This window comes from Actinomyces sp. HMSC08A09, assembly GCF_001807465.1.
In the GTDB taxonomy this organism is placed as follows: Bacteria; Actinomycetota; Actinomycetes; order Actinomycetales; family Actinomycetaceae; genus Actinomyces; species Actinomyces oris.
Genome location: NZ_KV789153.1, coordinates 1 through 24,576, shown reverse-complemented (window position 1 = coordinate 24,576; position 24,576 = coordinate 1). Strand labels below are relative to the sequence as shown.

The 24,576-nt window shown below is 70.3% G+C and carries 21 protein-coding genes; 20 read left to right on the top strand and 1 reads right to left on the bottom strand.

Annotated elements, in window-relative coordinates; genetic code table 11:
- Window positions 1–176: 176 nt before the first annotated feature.
- Window positions 177–1,115, top strand: coding sequence for a PAC2 family protein (locus tag HMPREF3165_RS11495; RefSeq protein WP_010613651.1), 939 nt, complete (start codon window positions 177–179; stop codon window positions 1,113–1,115).
- Window positions 1,116–1,176: 61 nt separating this feature from the next.
- Here HMPREF3165_RS11495 and HMPREF3165_RS11490 read toward each other — a convergent pair whose 3' ends face one another.
- A complete protein-coding gene (locus HMPREF3165_RS11490) occupies window positions 1,177–2,013 on the bottom strand; it encodes a spermidine synthase (protein ID WP_256275304.1) in 837 nt (278 codons plus the stop codon).
- A gap of 87 nt (window positions 2,014–2,100) precedes the next feature.
- On the opposite strand from HMPREF3165_RS11490, the gene dinB reads away from it, so the two are divergent.
- From dinB to HMPREF3165_RS11390, 19 genes are all read left to right on the top strand, one after another.
- Window positions 2,101–3,372 (top strand): DNA polymerase IV, encoded by a 1,272-nt coding sequence (gene dinB, locus HMPREF3165_RS11485; protein ID WP_070513675.1) that lies wholly within the window; start codon window positions 2,101–2,103, stop codon window positions 3,370–3,372.
- A gap of 124 nt (window positions 3,373–3,496) precedes the next feature.
- On the top strand, window positions 3,497–3,910 hold the full coding sequence (locus HMPREF3165_RS11480; RefSeq protein WP_020991642.1) for a DUF3040 domain-containing protein: 414 nt from the start codon (window positions 3,497–3,499) through the stop codon (window positions 3,908–3,910).
- Between the two features lie 635 nt (window positions 3,911–4,545).
- A complete protein-coding gene (gene mraZ / locus HMPREF3165_RS11475; RefSeq protein WP_003786301.1) occupies window positions 4,546–4,977 on the top strand; it encodes a division/cell wall cluster transcriptional repressor MraZ in 432 nt (143 codons plus the stop codon).
- A 266-nt stretch (window positions 4,978–5,243) separates the two neighbouring features.
- Window positions 5,244–6,371, top strand: coding sequence for a 16S rRNA (cytosine(1402)-N(4))-methyltransferase RsmH (rsmH, locus tag HMPREF3165_RS11470; protein WP_070513673.1), 1,128 nt, complete (start codon window positions 5,244–5,246; stop codon window positions 6,369–6,371).
- A 107-nt stretch (window positions 6,372–6,478) separates the two neighbouring features.
- Complete coding sequence (locus HMPREF3165_RS11465; RefSeq protein ID WP_003786297.1) at window positions 6,479–6,943, top strand: cell division protein FtsL; 465 nt, start codon at window positions 6,479–6,481, stop codon at window positions 6,941–6,943.
- Between the two features lie 6 nt (window positions 6,944–6,949).
- Window positions 6,950–8,749 carry a peptidoglycan D,D-transpeptidase FtsI family protein gene (locus HMPREF3165_RS11460; protein WP_070513670.1) on the top strand — a complete coding sequence of 600 codons (1,800 nt, stop codon included), beginning with the start codon at window positions 6,950–6,952 and terminating at the stop codon, window positions 8,747–8,749.
- A 106-nt stretch (window positions 8,750–8,855) separates the two neighbouring features.
- Window positions 8,856–10,442, top strand: a complete 1,587-nt coding sequence (locus HMPREF3165_RS11455; RefSeq protein ID WP_070513667.1) for a UDP-N-acetylmuramoyl-L-alanyl-D-glutamate--2,6-diaminopimelate ligase — start codon at window positions 8,856–8,858, stop codon at window positions 10,440–10,442.
- Complete coding sequence (murF, locus tag HMPREF3165_RS11450) at window positions 10,427–11,878, top strand: UDP-N-acetylmuramoyl-tripeptide--D-alanyl-D-alanine ligase (RefSeq protein WP_070513662.1); 1,452 nt, start codon at window positions 10,427–10,429, stop codon at window positions 11,876–11,878. The genes HMPREF3165_RS11455 and murF overlap by 16 nt, the downstream gene beginning before the upstream one ends.
- Complete coding sequence (mraY, locus tag HMPREF3165_RS11445) at window positions 11,875–12,975, top strand: phospho-N-acetylmuramoyl-pentapeptide-transferase (protein ID WP_003786289.1); 1,101 nt, start codon at window positions 11,875–11,877, stop codon at window positions 12,973–12,975. The genes murF and mraY overlap by 4 nt, the downstream gene beginning before the upstream one ends.
- Window positions 12,976–13,077: 102 nt before the next feature.
- Window positions 13,078–14,637, top strand: a complete 1,560-nt coding sequence (gene murD, locus HMPREF3165_RS11440; RefSeq protein WP_176747057.1) for a UDP-N-acetylmuramoyl-L-alanine--D-glutamate ligase — start codon at window positions 13,078–13,080, stop codon at window positions 14,635–14,637.
- Window positions 14,634–16,163 (top strand): FtsW/RodA/SpoVE family cell cycle protein, encoded by a 1,530-nt coding sequence (locus HMPREF3165_RS11435; RefSeq protein ID WP_070513660.1) that lies wholly within the window; start codon window positions 14,634–14,636, stop codon window positions 16,161–16,163. Before murD ends, HMPREF3165_RS11435 begins: the two co-directional genes overlap by 4 nt.
- Complete coding sequence (gene murG, locus HMPREF3165_RS11430; protein WP_070513657.1) at window positions 16,147–17,406, top strand: undecaprenyldiphospho-muramoylpentapeptide beta-N-acetylglucosaminyltransferase; 1,260 nt, start codon at window positions 16,147–16,149, stop codon at window positions 17,404–17,406. Before HMPREF3165_RS11435 ends, murG begins: the two co-directional genes overlap by 17 nt.
- Complete coding sequence (murC, locus tag HMPREF3165_RS11425; RefSeq protein ID WP_070513653.1) at window positions 17,403–18,977, top strand: UDP-N-acetylmuramate--L-alanine ligase; 1,575 nt, start codon at window positions 17,403–17,405, stop codon at window positions 18,975–18,977. Before murG ends, murC begins: the two co-directional genes overlap by 4 nt.
- Window positions 18,974–20,212, top strand: coding sequence for a cell division protein FtsQ/DivIB (locus tag HMPREF3165_RS11415; protein WP_256275303.1), 1,239 nt, complete (start codon window positions 18,974–18,976; stop codon window positions 20,210–20,212). The genes murC and HMPREF3165_RS11415 overlap by 4 nt, the downstream gene beginning before the upstream one ends.
- Before the next feature lie 267 nt (window positions 20,213–20,479).
- Window positions 20,480–21,853 carry a cell division protein FtsZ gene (gene ftsZ, locus HMPREF3165_RS11410; RefSeq protein ID WP_176747056.1) on the top strand — a complete coding sequence of 458 codons (1,374 nt, stop codon included), beginning with the start codon at window positions 20,480–20,482 and terminating at the stop codon, window positions 21,851–21,853.
- Window positions 21,854–21,882: 29 nt separating this feature from the next.
- Complete coding sequence (locus tag HMPREF3165_RS11405) at window positions 21,883–22,698, top strand: purine nucleoside phosphorylase YfiH/LACC1 family protein (protein ID WP_070513644.1); 816 nt, start codon at window positions 21,883–21,885, stop codon at window positions 22,696–22,698.
- A 151-nt stretch (window positions 22,699–22,849) separates the two neighbouring features.
- Window positions 22,850–23,314: a cell division protein SepF gene (locus tag HMPREF3165_RS11400; RefSeq protein ID WP_003786271.1), complete on the top strand. Its 465-nt coding sequence runs from the start codon at window positions 22,850–22,852 to the stop codon at window positions 23,312–23,314.
- A 12-nt stretch (window positions 23,315–23,326) separates the two neighbouring features.
- Complete coding sequence (locus tag HMPREF3165_RS11395; RefSeq protein WP_003786269.1) at window positions 23,327–23,623, top strand: YggT family protein; 297 nt, start codon at window positions 23,327–23,329, stop codon at window positions 23,621–23,623.
- Window positions 23,624–23,788: 165 nt separating this feature from the next.
- Window positions 23,789–24,397: a DivIVA domain-containing protein gene (locus HMPREF3165_RS11390; protein WP_003786267.1), complete on the top strand. Its 609-nt coding sequence runs from the start codon at window positions 23,789–23,791 to the stop codon at window positions 24,395–24,397.
- Window positions 24,398–24,576: the final 179 nt, after the last annotated feature.

Sequence of the window (24,576 nt, the reverse complement as noted above, 5' to 3'; positions counted from 1 at the left end):
AACGGGATCGCTCCGGGTGCTGAACCCAGGCCATGCCCAGACCATGACCATCGCACGACACGGACACGCCCTCCCCGGCGCCGTCGGTCTCGCCGCCCGTCACCTCGGGCGGCGAGCGCACCAACGGACCCATGCCACGGGAGGATGAACCAGACCAGACAGGAGGAGACGGGCTCGTGAGACCACTGTTCACCATCCAGCACCCCGCGGATCAGCCGATCTCCCCGAGGGTCCTCATCCACTACTTCGAGGGCGCCATGGACGCCGGCAACGCCGGCGCGCTGGCCGTCGACCAGCTGCTCATGACGCTCCCCAGTGAGCGTGTCGCCACCTTCGACATCGACGCCCTCGTGGACTACCGCGCCCGGCGTCCCACGATGACCTTCGTCCACAACAACTACTCCTCAGTCATCATGCCCGAGCTGGTCCTGGATCTCCTCCATGACGACGACGGCGAGGACGTCCTCCTGCTCCACGGCAGCGAGCCGGACTACCGCTGGGACGAGTTCGTCGGAGCCGTGGCCCACCTGGCCGTCTCCATGGGCGTGAGCCAGGCCGTCGGCATGAGCGGCATCCCCATGGCCGTGCCCCACACGCGCCCGACCTACGTGCACCATCACGGCAGCCAGCCCGACCTGCTGCCCAACCAGCCCGAGCTGTTCGGGCACGTCGAGCTGCCCGGGTCGATGTCGGCCTACCTCGAGCTGCGTCTGGGCGAGCTGGGCCTGGACTCTCGGGGAGTCTCGGCCGCGATCCCGCACTACGTGGCCCGCGACGAGTTCCCGCAGGGAGCCTCGGCGCTGCTGACCGCCGTCGTGCAGGCCACCGGCCTGGCGCTGCCGGTGGGGGACCTCGAGGCCGCCGCCAGCATCAACCGCGCCGAGATCAACGCTGAGGCCGCTCAGCAGCCGGAGGTCAGTGCCGTCGTCTCCGCCCTGGAGGCCCAGTACGACGCCATGGCCCCCAGGATCGCCATCGATGAGGTCGACACCTCCGCGCCGATCCTCAACCTGCCCAGCGCCGAGGAGATCGGCGCGCGCCTGGAGGCCTTCCTGGAGGCCAACGACTCCGGGGACCTGGGGCCCCAGGGCTGGAACCCCGGCCGCGGGGGCTGAACGGTACCGAGCGCCGCCAGCAGCCCGGACCGGCGCGGCCGGTCATTCGCCTCATGCGGGTCTAGCGGGCCCGGCCACCCTCTGGGCGCGGTAGCACGGCATCATCGAGCGACCAGGTGCGCACCGGCAGCGGCAGGCGGCGCACTGCGCGCTCGGCCTCCTCGAGCTCATCGGCTGTGAAAGGGTCCTGGCGGGCCACCAGCACCAGGTTGCCCCGGCGCCGGCCACGCGCCGCAGCGGGGTCGGCGACGATGAACACGCGGGAGGTGTCCCCGTCCAGGGCGCCGGCGAGTGTGGCGATCTCAGCGCCGGCCAGGGCACGCGGCATGGAGGCGGTGTTGACCAGCAGCAGTCCTCCTGGAGCCAGCGCCCTCAGGCAGGAGTCGAAGAACTCCCGGTTCCTGCAGGAGGCCGGCACGCTCCCACCATTGAACACGTCGCGCACCACGACGTCCCACTGGCCCGGCCGCAGCCCCGCCACCACCTCGGCGGCGTCGCCGACCCGGATCCGCAGCCTGGGGGACCGGGGCAGGTCGAACCAGGTCCGCACCTGGCTCGCGAGGATCTCATCGATCTCGACGGCGACCTGCTGGGAGCCGGGGCGGGTCACGTCCCACGCCCTGGCCAGGGCACAGCCCGCCCCGCCCAGGTGGAGCGCCCTGACGGGGCTGCCCTCGCCGAGCAGGGCCGAGAGCACCGCGTCCATCTGCTGGTGGTACTCGAAGTCAAGGTGGGAGGGGTCGCGCAGGTCCAAGAAGGAGGACTCCGCGCCGTCGAGCATGAGAAGGATCCCGGTGTCTCGCGCCACGAGCTCGGCCGTGGCCAGGGAAGTGTGCACCGGGCCTGGGGGCAGATCGGTCAGCGCCGGGGCCCCGGAGCTCCTGCGTCTACGTGTCACAGCCCCACGGTAGCCTGAGAGGAGCGCGGGCGGACTCCTCGGGGGCCGTCAGCCGGTGAGTCCGTCGCACTCGTTGAGGAGGTGGAGATGAGCAGAGCACCCCGTTCCCAGGCCGCGCGCCGGTCCTGGGGGGACGATGATTCCGCCACCCCCATCATCCACGTCGACATGGACGCCTTCTTCGCCTCGGTCGAGCTCCTCGAGCACCCCGAGCTGGCCGGCCGTCCCGTCATCGTCGGCGGCAGCGACGGCCGGGGCGTCGTCTCGGCAGCCTCCTACGAGGCCCGCGCCTTCGGCGTCTCCTCGGCGATGTCCATGGCTGAGGCCTCCCGCCGCTGCCCCCAGGCCGTGGTCCTCCCCGTGCGCCACGGCCTCTACTCCCAGGTCTCGGCCCAGGTCATGGCCGTCCTGGCCGAGGTCACCCCCGCCCTGGAGAAGGTGAGCATCGACGAGGCCTTCCTGGACGTGAGCGGGGCCAGGCGCCGCATGGGCTCCCCGGTGACCATCGGCCGCTGGATCCGCGCCGAGATACGCCGGCGAGTGGGCGTTCCGGCCTCGGTGGGCATCGCCTCCACCAAGTTCATCGCCAAGCTCGCCTCCTCCCACGCCAAGCCCGACGGACTACTCCTGGTGCCGGCCGCCGCCACGCAGGACTTCCTCAACGTGCTGCCGGTTGGGGCCCTGTGGGGCGTCGGCACCCGGACGCAGGAGGTCCTGGCCAGATGGGGGATTCAGGACGTGCGCACCCTGGCGGGCACTGACGTGCGTCACCTGGAGAAGATCCTCGGCCGGGCAGTCGGGCGCCACCTGCACGAGCTGTCCCACGGCGTCGACCCCCGCCGGGTCGAGCCGGTGCGTGAGGAGAAGTCGGTGGGCACCGAGACCACCTTCTTCGAGAACCTCACCGACCGGGAGCACGCCCGGCGGGTCCTGCTGGACCAGACCCACCAGTGCGCCGCCCGTCTGCGCGCGGCGGACCGGCGCTGCCGGGTCGCCGTCCTCAAGGCCCGAGGGGCCGACTTCACCACCGTCACCCGCTCACGCACCCTGGCCACCCCCACCGACCTCGCCCAGGACATCTGGGAGACCGTCTCCTCGCTCTACTCCGCCCTGCCCACCCCGCCCGGTGGCTTCCGCCTCCTGGGGGTGCGGGTCGAGGGACTGCTGCGCCCCGACGACGGTGTGCAGCTCCTCCTGGACGAGGACCCGCGGCGCGGCGCCTCCGAGCGGGCCGCCGACGCGGTGCGCCGCAGGTGGGGAGCTCATGCAGTGGCCCCGGCCAGCCTCCTGTCAGGAGACGGCCCCACCAAGGCGCCGCCCGGGCAGGAAGGGCGAGGAGGGCGAGGTCGTCGTCGGTGACTCGGGTGGGGGAGCCGTCTGCGTCCCGGCCAACCTCGTCGGTGAGTTTCTCCTGAGCCCCCACAGCGCCTATCCTGGCAACTACGGCGCAGATCCCCGGCCCCGCCCGGAAGCAAGGAGCATGATGGCACTGTCAGAGCGAGAGCAGCAGGTCCTGCGAGACCTGGAATCGCAGCTCCATGAGGATGACCCCGAGCTGGCTCAGACGTTCCAGCGTGAGGAGCGTCGGCTCTCACGGCCTTCGCCCCGCCATATCGGCGGCGGCGTGGCCCTGGTCCTGGTCGGTCTGGCGCTCCTCATCGCAGGGGTCTCGGTGCCCCACAGCCTCCTGTCCATCCTGCTGGGGGTCGCCGGTTTCCTCGTGGCCGTCGGAGGTGTCGCAATGGCGCTGACCCGGGTCGAGAGCACGTCGAGCCCGCGTCGCCCCGCGGGAGGTCGAGGCGGGCCCGCCAAGAGCGGGAACGGCGGGAAGAAGCGCTCCTCTTTCATGGACCGCCAGTCAGAGCGCTGGGATCGCCGTCGCGACTCAGAGGACTGACCGGCCCGCATCCACCTCCCCGAGCCCCCCTACTCCTCTCCAGCCGCTCCACCACGCCCGCGCCCCTGCAGCTTTGCTGGCGTACGCCGATCCCCACATCCCTCCACTGCCCCCACTTCCCTCCACCTCCATATCCCTCCCGCCGGCACGGCTCCACAGGTCCTGTCTCCAACGCTCACCCGTTGCAGACAGGACCTGAGTATCTGCAGACCCCGATCAGCCCTCTGCGGACCTCGTCAGGTCGGGACAGAATTCTGAGAATCTCAAGGAATTCCTTGGACTCGGAAGAGCTGCCTCGAGAGCGGTGCGGCTCCGCTCCTACCTCTGCTCGGAGCTCCGAACTCCACCAGAATCCTGCGTGCAGGCCGAGTGGAATCTGCTTTTTTCCTGGATGCCCACCACGCCGAGGAGGGTGGTGGTGAATGCCTCCCTCCACCTGTCCTCCACCTCCCTCCACTCCGCGTGAACGGGTGTTGAACTGCTGTGATTCCAATGAAAAGGCAGGGGTCTGGGGTGGTGGTGCCGTCGTCGGTGATACGCAGCTGTGACGCTCTCGAGGAGAAGGGGTGGGAGAAAAGGGAGGGAAGTGGAGTAGGGTGGGGTGCACGGGGTCGTCGAGGGGAAGGAGGTGGCTCATGTTCTTGGGAACGCATGCACCCAAGCTGGACGAGAAGGGCCGTCTCATCCTCCCGGCGAAGTTCCGTGAGGAGCTTGCGGGCGGCGTGGTTCTGACTCGAGGTCAGGAGCACTGCCTGTACGCCTTCACCGCCGCCGAGTTCGAGCGCATGTACGCCCAGCTGCGTGAGGCCCCCCTCGCCCAGAAGCAGGCGCGTGACTACGTGCGCGTCATGCTCTCGGGGGCGGACTCGCAGATCCCGGACAAGCAGGGGCGGATCACTCTGCCGGCCCCGCTGAGGGCCTACGCGGGCCTGAAGAAGGACCTGGCGGTGATCGGAGCCGGTGCCCGGGTGGAGATCTGGGACTCCGAGTCCTGGAGCACCTACCTGGCCGCCCAGGAACAGGTCTTCGCCGACACGGCCGAGGAGATCATCCCCGGTTTCTTCTGACGCCTCGACCTCTTCGACAACTGAACGAACCCGACGGACCGCACGCAGATGCCATCTGGGCTCTGGCGAACCATCTCGTGAGGTCTCCGCCCGATGTCGAGTCCGACGCCTCTTCCCCGGCGCCGGAACCACGGGAGGAGTCCTGGCGAGATGGCCGCCCCGCACGGTGCGCCGGGGAGGGACGGATGTCGAGGGCTCATCAGCAACTGACAACCAGCCGGGTACCCGGACCGGGGCCGGGCCAGCACCAGAAAGGAGCACGCCTTATGACCAGCTCTCAGGCGCAGGCATCCGCTGCCGACGCCGTCGGCCGGCACAAGCCGGTGCTCCTGGAGCGCTGCCTGGACCTGCTCGCGCCCGCCATCGAGGGCGCTGCCGGCAGCGCGGCGGCGCCCGGCCCGGCCCAGCCGGTCATGATCGACTGCACCCTGGGCATGGGGGGCCACACCGAGGCGGCGCTCGAGCGCTTCGCGACCCTCAAGGTCGTGGGCATCGACCGCGACCCCGAGGCGATCGCACTGGCCTCGGCGCGCCTGGCCCGCTTCGGGGACCGCTTCGTCGCGGTTCAGGCGACCTACGACGCCGTCAGCCGGGTGGCTCGTGAGCACTCCGTTCGTGCGGAGGGGACCGTGGACGCCGTCCTCATGGACCTGGGGGTCTCCTCCCTTCAGCTCGACGAGGCCTCGCGGGGCTTCTCCTACGCCCGCCCGGCGCCTCTCGACATGCGCATGGACCAGGGTTCAGGAATGACCGCCCAGGACCTGCTGGCGCATGCCGACGCCGCCGAGCTCACCCGCATCCTGCGCACCTACGGCGAGGAGCGCTTCGCCTCCCGCATCGCCGCCGCCATCGTGCGCCGCCGCGAGTCCGGGGATTCGGTGGCCAGTACCCAGGACCTGGCCGAGCTCGTCCGTCAGTCCGTGCCCGCGCCGGCGCGCCGCAGCGGCGGGCACCCGGCCAAACGGACCTTCCAGGCGCTGCGCATCGCCGTCAACGCCGAGCTCGACGTCCTGGAGCGGGCCGTGCCCCGGGCTCTCAACAGCCTGCGCGTGGGAGGGCGCCTGGTGGTGGAGTCCTACCAGTCCCTGGAGGACCGCATCGTCAAGCGGGCGCTGGCCCACGGAGCCACCTCCCGGGCGCCCCAGGACCTTCCGGTCGTCCCCGAGGTGGACCGCCCCTACCTGGAGCTGCTCACCAACGGCGCGGAGAAGGCCGACGCCCGCGAGCTCGACCACAACCCCCGCTCAGCACCGGTGCGACTACGGGCAGCCGTCCGCCTGCGTCCGGCCGACCAGGCCCCTTCGCCAGAGGCCTCTGCGCCCGCCGGCGGCCGAGGACGGGACCCCGGGCGCCGCAGCGGTCAACGCACCGCCCGCCGTCGCCACCGCAGCTAGGCGATCCAGCCGCTCCAGACGCCGGCGGACCGCCCCAGGCGGCCAACGATCCCACTGCACCATCGTCCATCCACACCAGTCCAACTACGCACAGGGAAGGCACATTGATGAGCGCCACTGCTACTGCTCGAGTCACCCGCCCGATCGCGACGCGGCGCACCGCCCAGGCAAGTGGTTCCACCAGCACCCAGGGACGCGCCGAGGCGGGCGCCGTCAACCGGCCCCAGCTGCGGGTCGTCAGCGGCGCCTCCCGGGCGGCCTCGTCCTCCCTTCCCTTCCTGACCGTCATCATCCTCGTGCTGGCCGGCGCTCTCATCACCTCGATGCTCCTCAACGCCAAGATGGCCGACACCGCCTACCGGATGAAGGAGAAGCAGATCGAGCTCAACGTCGCCGAGGACCACGTCGAGACGCTGCGCACCCAGGTTCAGGAGGCCTCGGCGCCCGACGCGCTGGCCGGCCGCGCCAAGGAGCTCGGGATGGTGCCCGCCGCCGCCCCCGGCGTCGTCGACGTCAACAAGGGGCAGCTCACGGAGGGAACCCCCGCCCACGCCGCCAAGAGCGGGAAGTAGGCGCCGGTGAATCCCTCGCGTCGTCAGGCGCTCCAGCTCGGAGGGCTGCTCGTGTTCACCGCACTGACCGGGCGCACCGTCTACGTTCAGGCGATTGAGGGGCCGGAGCTGGCTGAGAAGGCGAAGGCCGAGCGCACGGTCACCTGGGTCAACCGAGCCCCCCGAGGCGACATCACCGGGCGCGACGGCACCGTCCTGGCCTCCTCGGCGGTCAGCTACGACGTCGGCGTCAACCAGTCCGCCATCGCCCAGTACGAGCGCACCGAGATGCGACTCAACGAGTCCACCGGCGCCAACGAGAAGGTCGTCGTCGACTACGGGGCGACGGCGGTCGCGGCCCAGCTCGCCCCGATCCTCGACGTCGATCCCCTGGAGCTGGGAGCCAAGCTCGTGGGAAACCGGAGCTACGAGGTCATCGCCCAGGAGGTCTCTCCTGACACCTGGCGCAAGATCAAGGCCCTGGACATCCCCGGGGTCGAGCCCGACCAGCGCACCCGACGCACCTACCCGGCCGGAACCGTGGCCGGCAACGTCCTGGGCTTCACCCACGAGGGCGAGCACAACCGCGAGCTCATCGGGGCGGCCGGGCTGGAGCTCACCCAGAACAAGCTCCTGACGGGAACCGACGGCAAGGGCAGTGAGGAGGTCGGGCGCAGCGGCGTCATCATCCCCACCGGTGAACAGGAGGACGAACCGGCCAGACCCGGCGCCACGGTGCGCACCACCCTCAATCCCGACCTGCAGTCCATCGCCCAGGAGACCATCGACAAGACGGTGGCCGCCCAGCACGCGGACTGGGGCATCGTCATGGCCATGGAGCCGGCCACAGGCAAGGTCGTGGTCCTGGCCGACTCCAACTCGGTCGACCCCTCCGACCCCTCGGCCACCTCCGAGGAGAACCGCACCGCCCGCAGCGTCCAGGCCGTCTTCGAGCCCGGAAGCGTCGGCAAGGTCGTCACCTTCGCCACCGCTCTGGAGGAGGGCGCCGTCAAGCCCGAGGACACCTGGACCGTCCCCTACACCTGGACCTCGGCCAACGGGCAGACCTTCAAGGACTCCCACGAGCACGAGACCCAGACCCTGACCACCGCCGGAGTCCTGGCGGAGTCCTCCAACGTCGGCACCGTGCAGATCGGCGAGAAGCTCGCCGACGACGTCCGCTACGACTACATGAAGCGCTTCGGCTGGGGGCAGGCCACGGGCATCGAGATGCCGGCGGAGTCCGACGGCATCCTCTACCCGCCCAGCTCCTGGGACGACCGCACCCGTTACACCACGATGTTCGGGCAGGGCGTGGCCGGTACCACGCTCCAGTCCCTCCAGGTGCTGGCCACCGTGGCCAACAAGGGCGTGCGCGTGGCCCCACGCGTCATCGACGCCTGGATCGACGCCGACGGCAAGGAGACCCCCCAGGACCGCCCCGAGGGGGTGCGGGTCATCTCCGAGGCGACGGCCAAGACCCTCACCGAGATGCTCATCGGCGTCACTCAGGAGGGCGGTACCGCGGAGTCGGCCTCCATCAACGGTTACCTGGTGGCCGGTAAGACCGGAACCACCGAGATCCTCACTGACGACTCCACCGTGGCCTCCTTCGTCGGCTTCCTGCCTGCGCGCGACCCGGTGCTGGCGATCGCGGTCATCGTCAACCGTCCCGAGGGGATCTACGGAGGCACCGTTGCCGCCCCCGTCTTCCGGGAGGTGGCGCTGGCAGCCATGCAGGCGCTCAACATCGCCCCGGACCCCAGCGTCGTTGCGGCCCGGGCGGCTCGCAACGGGGCCGGAGGAGAAAGGGACGCGAATCAGTGAGGACGCCTATAGGTAGATGAGCGTGACCACCAGCACCTCGGCGAAGTGGGCCGGAGGGGCTCTTGTGGAACATCGACAGTGGAAGGTCGCGATAGATTGAGGAACTATGAGCAACCACGCCTACGAGTCGGCCGCCGCCCTACGGCCGAGCTCCAATGGTCCCATCCCCATCAGCACCTTGTGCGAGCGCTTCTCCCTGGCTCCCGCCTCAGCTGAGGACGCCGCGGCCCTCAACGACCTGAGCATCCTGGGGGTCAGCGTCGACTCCGCTGACACCGTCCCGGGCGAGCTCTTCGTGGGACTGCCCGGTTTCACCGTCCACGGCGCCCGCTTCGCCGCCGATGCCGTCGCGTCCGGTGCCGTTGCCGTCCTGACCGATGCCGACGGCGCCCAGATCGTCCACCAGACCGCTCCCGGTACCCCCGTCCTCGTGCACAGCGACCCCCGCGCCGTCGTCGGTCCCCTGAGCGCCGAGGTCTACCACCACCCGGCACGCGGCCTGGTCACCACCGCCGTCACGGGAACCAACGGCAAGACGACCACCGCATACTTCCTCGACGCCATCCTGTCCGCTCACGTCGGAGGCTGCATGGTGGCCGGAACCGTCGAGCTGCGCGTGGGGGAGCGCTCCGTGGAGTCCCCGCGCACCACCGTCGAGGCCCCCGTCCTGCAGCGGATGATGGCCCTGGCCGTGGAGGACAAGGTCGGCGCCGCCTCTCTGGAGGCCTCCAGCCACGCCATCGTCCTGCACCGGCTCGATGGGATTGTCGTCGACGTCGCCGGCTTCACCAACCTCCAGCGCGACCACCTCGACTTCCACAAGACCATGGAGGGCTACCTGGAGGCCAAGGCGCAGCTGTTCACCCCCGAGCACGCCCGCCGCGGCGTGGTCTGCGTCGACGACCAGTGGGGGACGGCCCTGGCCGCCGAGGCCCCCATCGAGATCGACCGCGTGCGCGCCTACCCCGGTGAGACTCCCGCCGACTGGTGGGTCAGCGACGCCGCTGTCTCCATGACCGACTCCGCCACCACCTTCACCCTCCACGGGCCCGACGGCGAGAAGATCGAGGCCTCCTGCCCCCTTCCCGGACTCGTCAACGTGCAGAACGCCGCCCTGGCCCTGGTCATGGCCATCCGCGCCGGGGTGCCCGCCGCTACGGCCGCCGCGGCCCTGGCCGGTGCCCACAACATCCCCGGCCGTATGCAGCGCATCAGCCAGCGTGACGGCCGACGCGGCCTGTGCATCGTCGACTTCGCCCACACCCCCGATGCCATGGAGCTGGCCCTCAAGGCCGTGCGCCCCATCACCCCGGGGCGCCTCATCGTGGTCTTCGGCTCCGACGGCGACCGCGACCAGGGCAAGCGGCCCATGCTGGGCGAGGTGTGCGCCCGCCTGGCCGATGTTCTGGTCGTCACCGACGAGAACCCCCGCAGCGAGGATCCCCAGCTCATCCGCAACGCCATCCTCGAGGGGGTGCGCGGCGTGCGCCCCGACCTGACGGACGTCGAGGAGATCACCACCTGGCGCGGCGACGCCGTGCGCCGGGGTGTTGAGCTGTGCGGACCCGACGACACCGTCATCGTCACCGGGAAGGGCCACGAGCCCTTCCTGGAGATGGCCGGGGAATTCATCCGCTACAACGACGCGCCCGTGATGGCTGAGGCCGTCGAGGAGAAATGGGGACGGGCATGAGGCTCAGCCTGAGTCAGATCGCAGCAGCCGTCGGCGGCAGGCTCATCGGCCCGGACGCGCCGGTGACCGGACCGGTTGTCACCGACTCTCGCCAGGCCGCCGAGGGCTCACTGTTCGTCGCCGTGCACGGCGAGCGCACTGACGGCCATGCCCACCTGGGATCGGCCCGCGACCTGGGCGCCGTCGGCGCCATCGTCTCCGACCTGGAGGCCGCCCGCAGCGGACTGTCCCAGGGGCAGGCCGAGGAGGTGTCCATGGGGCTCGTCCTCGTGGAGGACACCGTGGCGGCCCTCGGCGCGCTGGCCCGCACCCACCTGGAGGCACTGCGCCAGGCGGCAGCCGAGCAAGGCGATCGTCTCACCGTGGTGGCGATGACCGGCTCGGTGGGCAAGACCACCACCAAGGACCTCACCCGCCAGCTCCTGGCCGCCTCCGGCCCCACGGTGGCGCCCCGGGCCAGCTTCAACAACGAGATCGGGCTGCCGCTGACCGTGCTGGAGGCCGACGAGTCCACCCGCTACCTCGTCCTGGAGATGGGGGCCTCCGGACCGGGCCACATCGCCTACCTCACCGACATCGCCCCCCTGGACGCGGCCGGGGTCCTCATGATCGGCCACGCCCACATGGGTGGGTTCGGCTCCATCGAGGGAGTCGCCGCGGCCAAGGCGGAGATCATCGCCGGCCTGCGGCCCGAGGGAATCGCCATCCTCAACGCCGACGATGCCCGCGCCGCCGCCATGGCCGAGCTCGCACCGGCACGCGTCCTGACCTTCTCCGCCCGGGGGCGACAGGCCGACCTGAGGGCCGAGAATGTGGACCTGGACGCGGCTGCCCGAGCGGCCTTCGACCTCCACCTGCCCGGTCTTGCCGAGCCCCGCCGCGTCCAGCTGGCCGTGGCCGGCGTGCACAACGTGTCCAACGCCCTGGCCGCCGCGGGGCTGGCCCTGGCCGCAGGGCTGGCCCCGGAGCTCGTCGCCGACAGACTCGGCTCGGTGAGCATCGAGAGCCCCCACCGGATGGATATTTCGGAACTCAGTGGTGATCTTCTCCTTATCGACGACTCCTACAACGCCAACATCGACTCCATGACGGCGGCGCTGGCGGTGCTGCCGGCTCTGGCCGGGGACCGACGTCGCGTCGTCGTGATTTCCGAGATGCTTGAGCTGGGGGAGTCCTCTGCGGCCGATCACGCGCGCACCGGAGAGCTCGCGGCCCGAGCCGGAGCCGCTATGCTCATCGGCATCGGCTCCACCCAGGAGGCACTCGAGGCGGCCAGGGCGCGAGGGGTCGAGGTCGTCGGTTTCGATGATGCCGCGACCGCCATCTCCCAGATCGACGCCCTGCTCTGCGACGGCGACGCCGTCCTGGTCAAGGGTTCCAACGGCTCGGGCGCCTGGCGCCTGGCCGACCACCTCAAGGAGGTTCGTCCCCGATGACCGCCATCCTCATCTCCGGTGTGGTCGGACTGGTGGGCACCCTGCTGGGGACCCCCCTGCTCATCCGCTACCTCCACGCCAAGGAGTACGGACAGTTCATCCGCCAGGACGGGCCCCAGGGACACTTCACCAAGCGCGGCACGCCGACCATGGGCGGCCTCGTCATCATCATCTCCACTGTCCTGGGCTACACCCTGGCCAATCTCAGCCAGCTGCGCACACCGCGCGCCTCCGGGGTCCTGCTGCTCTTCCTCGTCGTCGGGCTCGGGCTCATCGGATTCCTGGACGACTTCGAGAAGATCTCCAAGCAGCGCTCTCTGGGACTGAGGGCATGGCAGAAGATCGTGGGGCAGGCGCTCATCGGCATCGGATTCTCGGTGGCGGCCCTGCACTTCGCGGACCGCAACGGACTGACCCCCGCCTCCGCCCGGATCTCCTTCGCCCGGGACTCGGCGATCAACCTGGCCTTCGCCGGTAGCGTCGTCGGGCTCATCCTGTTCATCCTGTGGGCCAACTTCCTCATCACCGCCTGGTCCAACGCCGTCAACCTCACCGACGGACTCGACGGACTGGCCGCCGGCGCCTCGGCCATGGTCTTCGGTGCCTACACGCTCATCGGCGTGTGGCAGACCAACCAGTCCTGCAACTACGGCCACGAGACCATGGTCCCCACCACCTGCTACCAGGTCAGGGACCCGCGAGACCTGGCCATGATCGCTGCCGCCCTCATGGGGGCCTGCTTCGGCTTCCTGTGGTGGAACGCCTCACCGGCCAAGATCTTCATGGGCGACACCGGGTCCCTGGCCCTGGGAGGGGCGGTTGCCGGCCTGTCGATCCTGACTCGAACCGAGTTCCTGGCTGTCATCCTGGGTGGACTGTTCCTGGCTGAGGTCATGAGCGACATCATCCAGATCGTCTCATTCAAGTCGACAGGCCGACGCGTCTTCCGCATGGCTCCACTGCATCACCACTTCGAACTGGGAGGATGGACCGAGGTCAACGTGGTGATCCGCTTCTGGATCATCGCCGGCCTGTGCGTCATCGCGGGACTCGGAATCTTCTACGCCGAGTACCTGCGCCAGCTCATCTTCGGATGAGCCAGGACGACCGGGCCACTGCGACCCGAACCATTGAAGCAGTCTTATCCTGCCGGAAGCCCCGTCAGGAGAAGTGAGGAACCAGGAGCGTGAGCCCGCACCGTGACCAGCCTGACTGAAGTCCCCGGTGAGCCGTCCAGCGCCGTCACCGGCCCCGGCGGGTCCCTGAACGACCAGCTCGACGGCGCCCACGTGGCCGTCGTCGGCCTGGGGCGCACCGGGCGCGCCGTCGTCGACGCCCTGGCCACGCTGGGGGCCCGCATCCACGTCTTCGACAGCCGCGAGTCCTCCGTCGAGATGCTGCAGACCCCCGTGGCCTCCACCACGGTCGCCGACGCCGAGGCGACCGCGGCCGCCCTGGCGCAGTCCCCGGCCAGGCTCCTCGTCGTCTCACCCGGGGTACCGGCCACCGGGCCGGTCCTGCGAGGCGCTGCGGCGGCGGGTATCGAGACCTGGAGCGAGGTCGAGCTGGCATGGAGGATTCAGCAGGACTCAGCGCGTCCGCACGTGCCTTGGCTGACTCTGACCGGAACGGACGGCAAGACCACCACGGTCAGCATGCTCTCGGCGATCCTTGAGGCCCAGGGACTCACGGCTCCGGCCGTGGGCAACATCGGCACCCCCGTCATTGAGGCGGTGCTGGCCGGCAGTGCCGACGCCCTGGCCGTAGAGCTGTCCAGCTTCCAGCTGCACACCACCAGAACCCTGGCGCCCCTGGCCTCGGCCTGCCTCAACCTGGCCGCCGACCACCTCGACTGGCACGGGGGCCTGGAGGCCTACGCCCAGGACAAGGCCCGCGTCTACTCCCACACCCGGCTCGCCGCCGTCTACAACCTCGCCGACGCCGCCACCGAGGACATGGTCCGCCAGGCCGACGTCGTCGAGGGCTGCCGAGCCGTCGGCTTCACCCTGTCCGCGCCGGGGTTGGGACAGGTCGGCATGGTTGAGGACCTGCTGGTCGACCGCGCCTTTCACGCCGAGCGGCGCTCAAGCGGCGTCGAGCTGGCCACGACCGCCGACCTGGCGCACCTGGCCCCCGGGCGGCGTGCCCAGAACCTGCCCGCGCACCTGCTGGCCGACGCCCTGGCGGCTGCCGCGCTGGCCCGTGCGGCCGGAGCCGACCCGGAGGCGGTCGCCGCTGGACTGCGCGCCTACAGCCCCGGAGCCCACCGGATCGTCACCGTCGCCGAGGCGGAGGGCGTCACCTGGGTCGACGACTCCAAGGCCACCAACCCGCACTCCGCCGAGGCCGCACTGACCTCCCTGCCGCAGGGGACCGGCGTGTGGATCTGCGGCGGCGACACCAAGGGCGCCCAGTTCTTCGACCTGGTCCGCACGGTGCGCCCCCACCTGCGCGGCGCCGTTGTCATCGGCAAGGACCAGAACGACATCCTGGCGGCCCTGGAGCGGGAGGCCCCCGGCCTGCCCGTCACCCGCGTCAGCGACGGCAGCGCCGAGCAGGTGAGCGCCGCCGCGGTGGAAGCCGCCGGCGCCATGGCTCGCAGCGGCGACACCGTCATGCTGGCCCCGGCCTGCGCCTCCTGGGACCAGTTCACGTCCTACGCCCAGCGCGGCGACCTGTTCGCCGCCTGCGCCCAGGCCTACACCCGAGGCGATGGCACCCGGGACATGGACGTCTCCGGCGACCAGGAGCAGCTGTGAAGACCGGGTCCACCTCGGCCACCAACGCCCGCTCGTCGAGCCCCTCCTCGTCAGGATCCTCACGAGCCCCCGGAGGTTCGTCGCGGGGGGCCGGTGCCGGCCGCAAGCCGGAGCGGGCCGCCCCCGGGAAGGGTGCTGCCACGGCGTCCAAACAGACCAGGAAGCCCTCCGGCTCCCGGCCCACGGGAGCGGGCAGTCGCCTGGGTGACGCCTGGCGCAAGCGCCTGACGCGCTGGGGCGAGCGGCTCTCACGACCTTGGGACGGCGGGGGCCCTCAGCCCGAGGGCACCCCTAAGGAGCGTCGTCGGCGTCCCTCCGGCGGGTCCGACTCCACCCAGAGCGCCGAGCAGGTGACTCTGACCTACTACTGCCTGCTCGTGTCCACCCTGGTGCTGGAGACCTTCGGGCTCATCATGGTCTTCTCCGTGCAGTCGGTGACCGTGGCCGCCAACGGTGGCAACGCCTTCACCGACTTCGCCAAGTACCTCATCTTCGCCGCGGTGGGGACGCTGGGCATGGTGGGGGTCTCCCGCATCCCGCTGTCCTGGTTCCCCAGGATGGCCTGGGGGCTCCTGGTGCTAACGATCGCCCTGCAGTGCCTGGTGTTCACGCCCGTGGGCGTCAACGTCTACGGCAACCGCAACTGGATCCAGGTCCCGGGGGTCGGCACCGCCCAGCCCTCGGAGTTCATCAAGGTGGCCCTCGCCCTGGTCCTGGGCACCCTGGTGACCTGGTACGCGAACAAGCGCCCCCGGGACCGGGCATGGGTGGTGGGCTGGGGCGGTGTCGGAGTCGCGATCGCGAGCGTCCTGGGCGGACAGGATCTGGGAACCGTCATCATCCTGGTCATCATCGTCGCCGGGGCCCTGTGGGTGGGCGGAATGCGCAAGCGCTGGTTCGCCCTCCTGGGGGCCGGCGGCATCGTCATGTTCGCGGCGGCCTCCATGCTCAGTGCCAACCGCCGCGCCCGGATCACCGCCTGGATCCATCCCGAGGGCGCAGACCCCATGGGGGTGGGCTACCAGCCCAAGCACGGGATGTGGGCGCTGGGGACCGGGGGCTGGCTCGGCGTGGGTCCGGGATCGTCGCGCCAGAAGTGGGGCTACCTCACCCAGGCGGACTCCGACTACATCTTCGCTGTGCTCGGCGAGGAGTTCGGGCTGGTGGGCACCCTCGTCGTCATCGCCCTGTTCGCCGTCATCGGCGCCTGCTGCCTGCGGCTCATGAGACGCCACACCTCCCTGTACGTCGTGGCTACGACCTCGGCCATCGGTGCGTGGATCGTGGGGCAGGCGATCATCAACATGGGGGTCGTCACCGGTGCGCTGCCGGTGCTGGGCGTCCCGCTTCCCCTCGTCAGCCGTGGAGGCACCGCGCTGGTGTCGGTCCTCCTGGCCATCGGGGTGCTTCTGGCCTTCGCGCGCCACGAACCCGGTGCGCAGGAGGCCCTGTCCACGAGTCCCGGGGCGCTGCGTCGTTCCCTGGCAGTCATTGTCCCTAGGAGGAACCGTGCCCGAGACAAGTGAGAGCGCAGGCTCGCCCCAGCAGGAGCGTCCCAGCGGCTCGGAGCGGCCCCGGCCGTTGCGGGTGCTGCTGGCCGGCGGGGGCACCGCCGGCCACGTCAACCCGTTGCTGGCCACGGCTGCGGCCCTGCGGGACCCGGCCCTGGGCGGTGACCCCGGCACGCAGATCCTCGTCCTGGGGACCGCCGAGGGACTGGAGAAGCGGCTCGTGCCCGAGGCCGGCCTGGAGCTGGCCCTGGTCCCCAGAGTCCCTCTGCCGCGGCGCCCCAGCGGTGACCTGCTGCGTCTGCCGCACCGGCTGGGCAAGGCGATCAGCGCGGCTACTGAGGCCATTGAGAAGGTCAAGGCCGACGTCGTCGTCGGCTTCGGCGGCTACGTGTCGACCCCTGCCTACCTGGCCGCCAGGAAGGCCGGGGTTACGGTCGTCATCCATGAGCAGAACGCCCGCCCAGGCCTGGCCAACCGGCTGGGCGCCTCCTGGGCCCAGGCCGTCGCCCTGACCTTCGCCTCGACCCGTCTCAAGGCCTCCAAGGGCTGCACCGAGGTCACAGGACTGCCGCTGCGCCCGGCCATCGCCACCCTGGTCGCGCAGCGTGCCACGGACGAGGGGACCCGCCATGCCCGCGTCGAGGGCGCTCAGGCGCTGGGACTCGACCCCGACCTGCCCACCCTGCTGGTGACGGGCGGATCCCTGGGGGCCCAGCACCTCAACGAGGTCCTGAGCGAGTCTCTGCACTCCCTGCCAACCGGCCTGCAGGTGCTGCACTTGACCGGTAAGGACAAGGACGCCCCGGTGCGCGCCGCCCTCGAGGCGGCAGTGGCCTCGGGCGCTGTGCAGGACCTCGCTGAGCGGTACCACGTGCTCGACTACCTGACCACGATGGAACAGGCCTATGCCTGCGCCGACGGGGTCTTGTGCCGCTCCGGTGCCGGTACCGTCGCAGAGATCACGGCCCTGGGTCTTCCAGCGCTTTACGTCCCCTTGCCGATCGGCAACGGCGAGCAGCGTCTCAACGCCGCTGACGTCCTGGCCTCCGGAGGCGGGCGTATGGTGCTCGACGCCGAGCTCAAGCCCTCGGACATCCTTGACTTCGCCATGCTCATCTCCGACCCTGAGCGACAGGCCGCCATGGCCCGGGCCGCGGCCTCCACCGGCGTCCAGGATGCGGCGGCCCGCCTGGCCGCCCTTATCCGGCAGTGCGCCTCCATCCACGACACTCCCACTGACGAGGAGAATGCGGCATGACCGCCACAACATCCCAGGACGCCTCCCGTACTTCGCACCGATCGACCGACGGTGACCACTGCACTCTGGCAGACCGGGCCTTCCACCTCATCGGCATCGGGGGAGCGGGGATGAGCGTGGTCGCTCAGCTGCTCGCGGCCCGCGGCGCCCAGGTCTCCGGCTCCGACGCCCACGGGGGTCCCGCCTTCGACCACCTGGCCGATCTGGGCATCACGACCCACCTGGGGCACGACGCCGCGAATGTGCCCGAGCGGAGCACCGTTGTGGTCTCCACCGCGATCAAGGAGACCAACCCCGAGCTCGCCGAGGCCCGCCGGCGGGGCCAGGACGTCATCCACCGGTCCCAGGCGCTGGCCCTGGCCGCTCGGGGCCTGGACTTCGTCGCCGTGGCGGGTGCGCACGGCAAGACCACGACCTCGGGCATGCTCGCCGAGGCCCTCACGGAGGCCAGAGCCGACCCCTCCTTCGCCATCGGCGGGATCGTGCGGGCCCTGGGCACCGGGGCCCACCTGGGCAGCGGCTCCGCCCTGGTCGCCGAGGCCGATGAGTCCGACCGCTCCTTCCTCAATTACACCCCGCGCGTGGAGATCGTCACCAACGTCGAGCCCGACCACCTCGACAGCTACGGCACCGCGGAGGCCTTCGAGACGGCATTCGTCGACTTCGCTCACCGGCTGGTGCCCGGGGGTCTGCTGGTCGCCTGCGCCGCCGACGCCGGCGCACTGCGCCTGGCGCAGTCCGCTGCCGCCGAGGGCCTGCGCGTCGTCACCTACTCCTTCGCAGGCCCCGACACCCTCCCCGGCGGAGTGCTCGTGGGGGAGGGGCACGTCCACCTGGACATCCAGGAACGTGGGGCCTCATCCACTCGGGGACTGCTGACCCTCACCACGGCCGCCGGCCGCGAGCCCGCCGGCGGCGCGGGCGAGGAGCCGCATCACGGTCCGGTCGAGCTGGTGCTGGCCGTACCCGGGGACCACGTGGCCCTCGACGCCGCCGGAGCCTGGGCCGCGGGCATCGAGCTCGGCGTCGAACCGGCCCTGATGGCCCGGGCACTGGGTGCCTTCGGGGGGACGGGTCGGCGCTTCGAGGACCGGGGCGAGGCCGACGGTGTGCGCGTCATCGACGACTACGCCCACCACCCCACGGAGATCGAGGCCCTGCTGCGCACGGCGCGGGGCGTGGCCCAGGAGCGCGGCGGTCGGGTCCTGGTCCTGTTCCAGCCGCACCTGTTCTCCCGCACCCGGGCCTTCGCCGACCGCTTCGGACAGGCGCTGGCCCTGGCCGACGCCGTTGTCGTCACCGACGTCTACCCCGCCAGGGAGACTCAGGCGGACTTCCCCGACATCACCGGGGACACGGTCGCTCAGCGCGTCCCCGGTGGCACCGCCAGGTTCGTCGCCGAGCGCCTCGATGCCGCCCACGCGGTGGCCGACCTGGCGCGCCCTGGCGACCTGCTGCTGACAGTCGGTGCCGGAGACGTCACCGAGCTCGCCGGCACGGTACTGGGCGACCTGGCGGCACGCGAGGGCGGTGCAGCCCCCTCGCCCGCGGACCGGGACGAGCGGGCATGAGGAAGCCCTCGGCCCCCCGTCCGGAGCGCTCCAACCGCGCTCAGGACGCCCCGGCCAGCATCCCGCCGCGCCGCTCCGGACCCAGGCGTCCGCGTCCCTCCCGCTCGGTGCAGGGACCATCCGCGCCGAGCACCCCGCCGGCGCATCACGGAACCGAGCAGGCCGGGCCGGCGGCCCCCGCCAAGCGGCCCCGGAGCGCTTCGGCCCCCAGGACCCCCAAGGAGCCGAGCGGCGGCGCCGGGTCGGCCTCGCGACCCAGGCGTCCGTCGACGTCGAGGGGCGCGTCCAGCTCCTCGCCGGCCCCGCGTCGCGGTGGCGAGGGCGCCGGCCGCACCAGCCCCCGCCAGGAGTCCTCCAGCCCCGACGCGGCGGCGAGCACCGAGCTGACCGTCTTCGGCCGCAGGCAGGTGGCTCTTTCCCGTGGAGATGACCGGGTCGTCTCCACCGGACTGGCCGATCGGCTCAAGGAGCGTCAGGCCGCCGTGCGCCGGTTGCGGCTGCGACGGGCGGTGAGGGCCGCCGTCGTGGTGGTCGCCATCGTCGTGGCGGTCTGGGCCCTGGCCTTCTCACCCCTCCTGGGTCTGCAGGCCCGGAGGATCTCCGTGGCGGGTTCGGACGGCAGCGTCTCGGACCAGCAGGTCCGCGAGGTTCTGGCTGCCTACGAGGGCGACTCGTTGCTGCGGCTCGACACCGGCCGGCTCTCCACCCAGGTCAGTGACAAGCTGGTCCGGGTGCGCCGGGCGCAGGTGACCAGGGCCTGGCCCCACGGGCTGCGGGTGCACCTGACGATGCGCGTGCCGGTGGCCACCGTGCAGGACTCGGACGGCTACCAGGTCCTCGACAACGAGGCCGTGGTCCTCGAGCGGGTCTCCGAGCCGCCATCAGGCCTGGTGAACATCGTGCCCGATCCCGCCGCGCAGGCATCGGGGCCACAGAGGATCTCCGCCAAGCAGGTCGCCGCCGTCACCCAGGTGGTGGGTTCCCTCATGCCGGAGACCCTGGCCCAGGTGAGCAGCGGCAGCGCCACCGAGGCGGGGCAGGTCACACTGACCTTGTCCAGCGGGGCCAGCGTGGTCTGGGGCAACAACCAGGACAACGCGCTCAAGGCACGCGTCCTGGCGACTCTCATGACCACCACCGCCTCCATCTACGACGTCTCCTCGCCGCATCGCCCCACCACACGATCTGCTGACAGCGCCGGCGCGACCCCCGTGGCACCATCGCCGACGTCCTGAACGGCTGCTGCGCTCCGACGCTGCGCGGCATCTCCAGGAACAGCGGGGCACGCAGCAGCATGCACCCGTAAACCTTCAGGTTCATCGCAGGTAAATTGCAGTGATATAGCAGGGAATCCGCAGGCAACTGCACACGAACACGCCGGGCTTCAATGCGATGCGACGTCCTGGATGTCTCATAGCGTTAAGCCCGTCGTTCAGAGAATGACATAAGTATTGACCTTAACTTGAGGTTGAGGTTTGAGGGGAGTCCTCGTCGGAGGGCTCATGACGAAACTCGCGGAGGGGACGCCAGTGGTCGAGAGCATGGCTGTGGACGACTCACAGCACTACCAGGCAGAGATCAAGGTCGTCGGTGTTGGTGGCGGCGGTGTCAACGCCGTCAACCGCATGATCGAGGCCGATCTGCGTGGCGTGGAGTTCATCGCCGTGAACACCGACGCCCAGGCGCTGCTCATGTCCGACGCTGACGTCAAGCTCGACGTCGGGCGGGACCTGACTCGAGGGCTGGGAGCGGGGGCCGACCCGGCGATCGGCCGCAAGGCCGCCGAGGACCACGAGTCCGAGATCCGCGAGGCTCTCGACGGCTCGGACATGGTCTTCGTCACCGCGGGCGAGGGAGGCGGTACCGGCACCGGCGCAGCCCCCGTCGTCGCTCGTCTGGCCAAGAGCATCGGCGCGCTGACCATCGGTGTGGTCACCCGTCCCTTCTCCTTCGAGGGACGCCGCCGCTCGGCCCAGGCCGAGGACGGCGTCCAGGCGCTGCGCGAGGAAGTCGACACCCTCATCGTCATCCCCAATGACCGCCTCCTGCAGATCGCCGACAAGAACATCTCCGTCGTTGACGCCTTCAAGCAGGCCGACCAGGTCCTTCTTCAGGGTGTCCAGGGCATTACCGAGCTCATCACGACCCCCGGTCTCATCAACGTCGACTTCAACGACGTCAAGTCCGTCATGCAGGGCGCCGGCAGCGCGCTCATGGGCATCGGCTCGGCCACCGGTGAGGGGCGCGCGATCACGGCCACCGAGGAGGCCATCGCCTCGCCGCTGCTGGAGACCTCGATCGACGGCGCCCACGGCGTGCTGCTCTTCTTCCAGGGCGGTTCCGACCTGGGTCTGTTCGAGATGAACGAGGCCGCCAACCTGGTGCGCGAGGCCGTCCACCCCGAGGCCAACATCATCGTCGGAAACGTGGTCGACGGTGCCCTGGGAGACGAGGTGCGGGTGACGGTCATCGCCGCCGGCTTCGACTCCGAGCCGGTCGTTGGTGGCCTGGCCGACCCGATGACTCGACTCTCGCGCGCCGCCGCGGTGCCGCCGGTGCCCTCCTCCCCGGTCGACGACCTGCCCCCGGCCCCGGCTCCTCGTGGTGGCGCCCATGCCGCCCAGAACCCGGTGACTCGTCCGGTCCCGCTGGCTCCGCCGCCCTCCTCCTCCTCGGCGGCCGCGGCGCACCTGTCGGAGGTCAGTGCGGCCGAGGCCCTCTCCTCAGGAAGCATGCCGGCCTATGTGGATGAGTCCTACGGCTCCTACGGCTCGGTGCCGGCGCAGCAGCACTCGGTCTCCGATCTTGAGGTTCCTCAGGTGATCGGGGTCGACGCCGACGATGACGGCATCGACCTGCCCGACTTCCTGCGCTGAGCGGCATCGCTGTCCGGGGGCGCGGCAACATGTGCGACACCACCGCCGTTGAGGCCTCGGATCTGATCGAGGTGGATCTGGGCCCGCGGGCTCGTGGGTTCTTCACCACCCGCGGCCTGCGGGCCCGTCCCGTCTCGGCCCCGGGTGGCGGCGCTCAGGACCGGGGTGCGGAGCGCGAGGAAGGGGCCGCATATGACGGGTGGAACCTGGCGCTCCACGTCGGGGACGACTCGCAACGTGTTCATTGTCATCGTCGTCGGCTCGAGGAGCTGCTCGGGCTCGAGCAGGGGCGCCACCTGGCCTGGATGAACCAGGTTCACTCCACCGTCGTGGCCACGGCCCAGGCCGGTGACGTTCCCACTGCGGACGCCCTCGTCCTGGACTCTCGGACGGGCGGGGCTCCTGCAGGCTGCTGCGTTCTCGTGGCCGACTGCGTCCCCGTCCTGCTCGCGTCCCGGGACGGAGCTCTGACGGCCGCCGTGCACGCCGGTCGGCGAGGCATGCTCGACGGCGTCGTCCCCGCCACCATCGACTTCCTTCGGCGCAGCGGAGTGGAACCGGCGGATCTGTGGGCCGCCGTGGGGCCGTCGATCTGCGGCTCCTGCTACGAGGTCCCCGAGGAGATGCTTGCCCTGTCCGCGCAGCGCGAACCGGCGTGCGCCTCGCGCACATCGTGGGGGACGCCCGGCCTTGATGTTGCGGCAGGGGTCCTCGCCCAGCTCGAGCGCGCCGGTGTTGGTCACATCAGCGCTGGTCAGTGGTGCACCTACGAGGACCCTCGCTTCTTCTCCTACCGCCGTGACGGAGTGACTGGACGTCTGGCAGGCATTGGAGTTCCGCGATAAGGCCCGTCTGCTGAGTAACTCCTGGGCGTGACCTTCCTGAAACCTGAGGTGGGGGACACGCCGAGGTGAGGTCCCCGTGCGGCGTCACGGGGACGGATACCGTCGCAGCACATCCGGAACGCAGGGGACCGGACGAACCAAGGAGCGATAAATGGGCGCGCTGCGCAGTATGACCAGTTTCCTCGGCTACTCGGAGCCGGAGGAAGAGACCTACGAGGACAGCTACGAGGCTGCCGATGCCGGTTACGCCGTGCAGGAGCACGAGCAGGACTTCGTTGACGAGGGGTACGAGGACTTCTCTGCCCCGGCTGCGCCCGATCCCGTTGCCGCTGCCCCCGACCTTCGCCGCATCGTCACGGTTCACCCCTCGACCTACAACGAGGCCAGGATCATCGGCGAGTCCTTCCGTGACGGCGTCCCCGTCATCATCAACCTCACCGGCATGAGCGAGTCCGACGCGCGTCGCATGGTGGACTTCTCCGCCGGTCTGGTCTTCGGGCTGCACGGTGCCATCGAGCGTGTCACTCCGCGCGTGTTCCTGCTGACCCCGGCCAGCGTGGAGATCGACGGCGGCGAGGTCGCCGAGGCCCGCGGCCGCTTCTTCAACCAGAGCTGAGCTGACTCGTACGTGAACCTCGTCTCTGCGGTAGCCGGGATCCTGTCGAGCATTCTGAGCCTGTACTTCCTCATCCTCCTGGTCAGGGTCGTGCTCGACTGGATTCAGGTCTTCGCCCGCCAGTGGCGTCCCCAGGGGGTCGTCCTGGTGTTGGCCAACCTTGTCTACGCTCTGACGGATCCTCCTCTGCGAGTGATCCGTCGGAGGGTTCCCATGGCACGCCTGGGAGGGGTCGGTATCGACCTGAGCTTCCTGGTCCTGGTCTTCGGGATCTGGATCATCCAGTGGTTCCTCGGGCTTCTCATCTGAACAGGTGTGAAGTTGTGAGCGAACCGCTAGAGTGCTGTTCTCACGTCAGCGTGAGATAGCGCGCTTGATGTGGCCTGAACCTCGAGTTCAGGTACTCTGTCCGCATGAGTGACCGGATGCCCGGTGCTCGTGACCTTATCCGTAACGACACCGAGGTGACGACCCATGACGCTGCTGACAGCAGACGACGTCCTCAACAAGAAGTTCCAGGCGACCAAGTTCCGTGAGGGCTACGAGCAGGACGAGGTCGACGAGTTCCTCGACGAGGTAGTCGAGGCCATGCGTCAGCTGGAGGCTGAGAACGCCGACCTCAAGGCCAAGCTCGAGGCCGCCAACCGCCGAGTGGCCCAGCTCGGCGAGGGGGCTGCCATCCCCTCCGCACCCGCTTCCCCCGTATCTCCGGTTCAGGCGGAGCCTGCCATGTCCATGCCGGCCGTCTCCGCCGGCGAGACCGGCGGCCAGGGCCCGGCTGCTGCCTCCGGCATGCTCGAGCTGGCCCAGCGCCTTCACGACGAGCACGTCGCCAACGGCAAGGCCGAGGGCGAGCGCATCGTCACCGAGGCCCGCTCCACCGGTGAGCAGATCGTGCGCGAGGCCGAGGACCAGCGCAACCGCACCCTCGCCCAGCTGGAGAAGGAGCGTGCCAACCTCGAGCACAAGATCGACGAGCTGCGCCGCTTCGAGTCCGACTACCGCACTCGCCTCAAGAGCTACCTGCAGAACCTGCTGGCCAACGTCGAGGACGGCGGCGAGAGCTCCATCTCCAGCCTGTGATCCTGCAGGGGTCGTGATCCTCCAGGCCGTGATCGCCTCCCGGCCCATCGCCGTGAGCACCTTCGGGAGTGGCCAACGGAGCCCCATCACGACGGTCCCCATCCGATCAGGATGGTTCGGCTCCACCAGTCACCAGTGACACGGCCTCCTACGAAGGGCGGCGACCCGCACGGGTCGCC

Coding starts and splice junctions, on each gene's coding strand:
- HMPREF3165_RS11415 (WP_256275303.1), top strand. CDS start 18,974: ATGAGGAAGCCCTCGGCCCCCCGTCCGGAGCGCTCCAACCGCGCTCAG.
- mraY (WP_003786289.1), top strand. CDS start 11,875: ATGACCGCCATCCTCATCTCCGGTGTGGTCGGACTGGTGGGCACCCTG.
- rsmH (WP_070513673.1), top strand. CDS start 5,244: ATGACCAGCTCTCAGGCGCAGGCATCCGCTGCCGACGCCGTCGGCCGG.
- mraZ (WP_003786301.1), top strand. CDS start 4,546: ATGTTCTTGGGAACGCATGCACCCAAGCTGGACGAGAAGGGCCGTCTC.
- HMPREF3165_RS11465 (WP_003786297.1), top strand. CDS start 6,479: ATGAGCGCCACTGCTACTGCTCGAGTCACCCGCCCGATCGCGACGCGG.
- HMPREF3165_RS11480 (WP_020991642.1), top strand. CDS start 3,497: ATGGCACTGTCAGAGCGAGAGCAGCAGGTCCTGCGAGACCTGGAATCG.
- murF (WP_070513662.1), top strand. CDS start 10,427: ATGGGGACGGGCATGAGGCTCAGCCTGAGTCAGATCGCAGCAGCCGTC.
- dinB (WP_070513675.1), top strand. CDS start 2,101: ATGAGCAGAGCACCCCGTTCCCAGGCCGCGCGCCGGTCCTGGGGGGAC.
- HMPREF3165_RS11455 (WP_070513667.1), top strand. CDS start 8,856: ATGAGCAACCACGCCTACGAGTCGGCCGCCGCCCTACGGCCGAGCTCC.
- HMPREF3165_RS11390 (WP_003786267.1), top strand. CDS start 23,789: ATGACGCTGCTGACAGCAGACGACGTCCTCAACAAGAAGTTCCAGGCG.
- murC (WP_070513653.1), top strand. CDS start 17,403: ATGACCGCCACAACATCCCAGGACGCCTCCCGTACTTCGCACCGATCG.
- HMPREF3165_RS11400 (WP_003786271.1), top strand. CDS start 22,850: ATGGGCGCGCTGCGCAGTATGACCAGTTTCCTCGGCTACTCGGAGCCG.
- HMPREF3165_RS11405 (WP_070513644.1), top strand. CDS start 21,883: ATGTGCGACACCACCGCCGTTGAGGCCTCGGATCTGATCGAGGTGGAT.
- ftsZ (WP_176747056.1), top strand. CDS start 20,480: ATGACGAAACTCGCGGAGGGGACGCCAGTGGTCGAGAGCATGGCTGTG.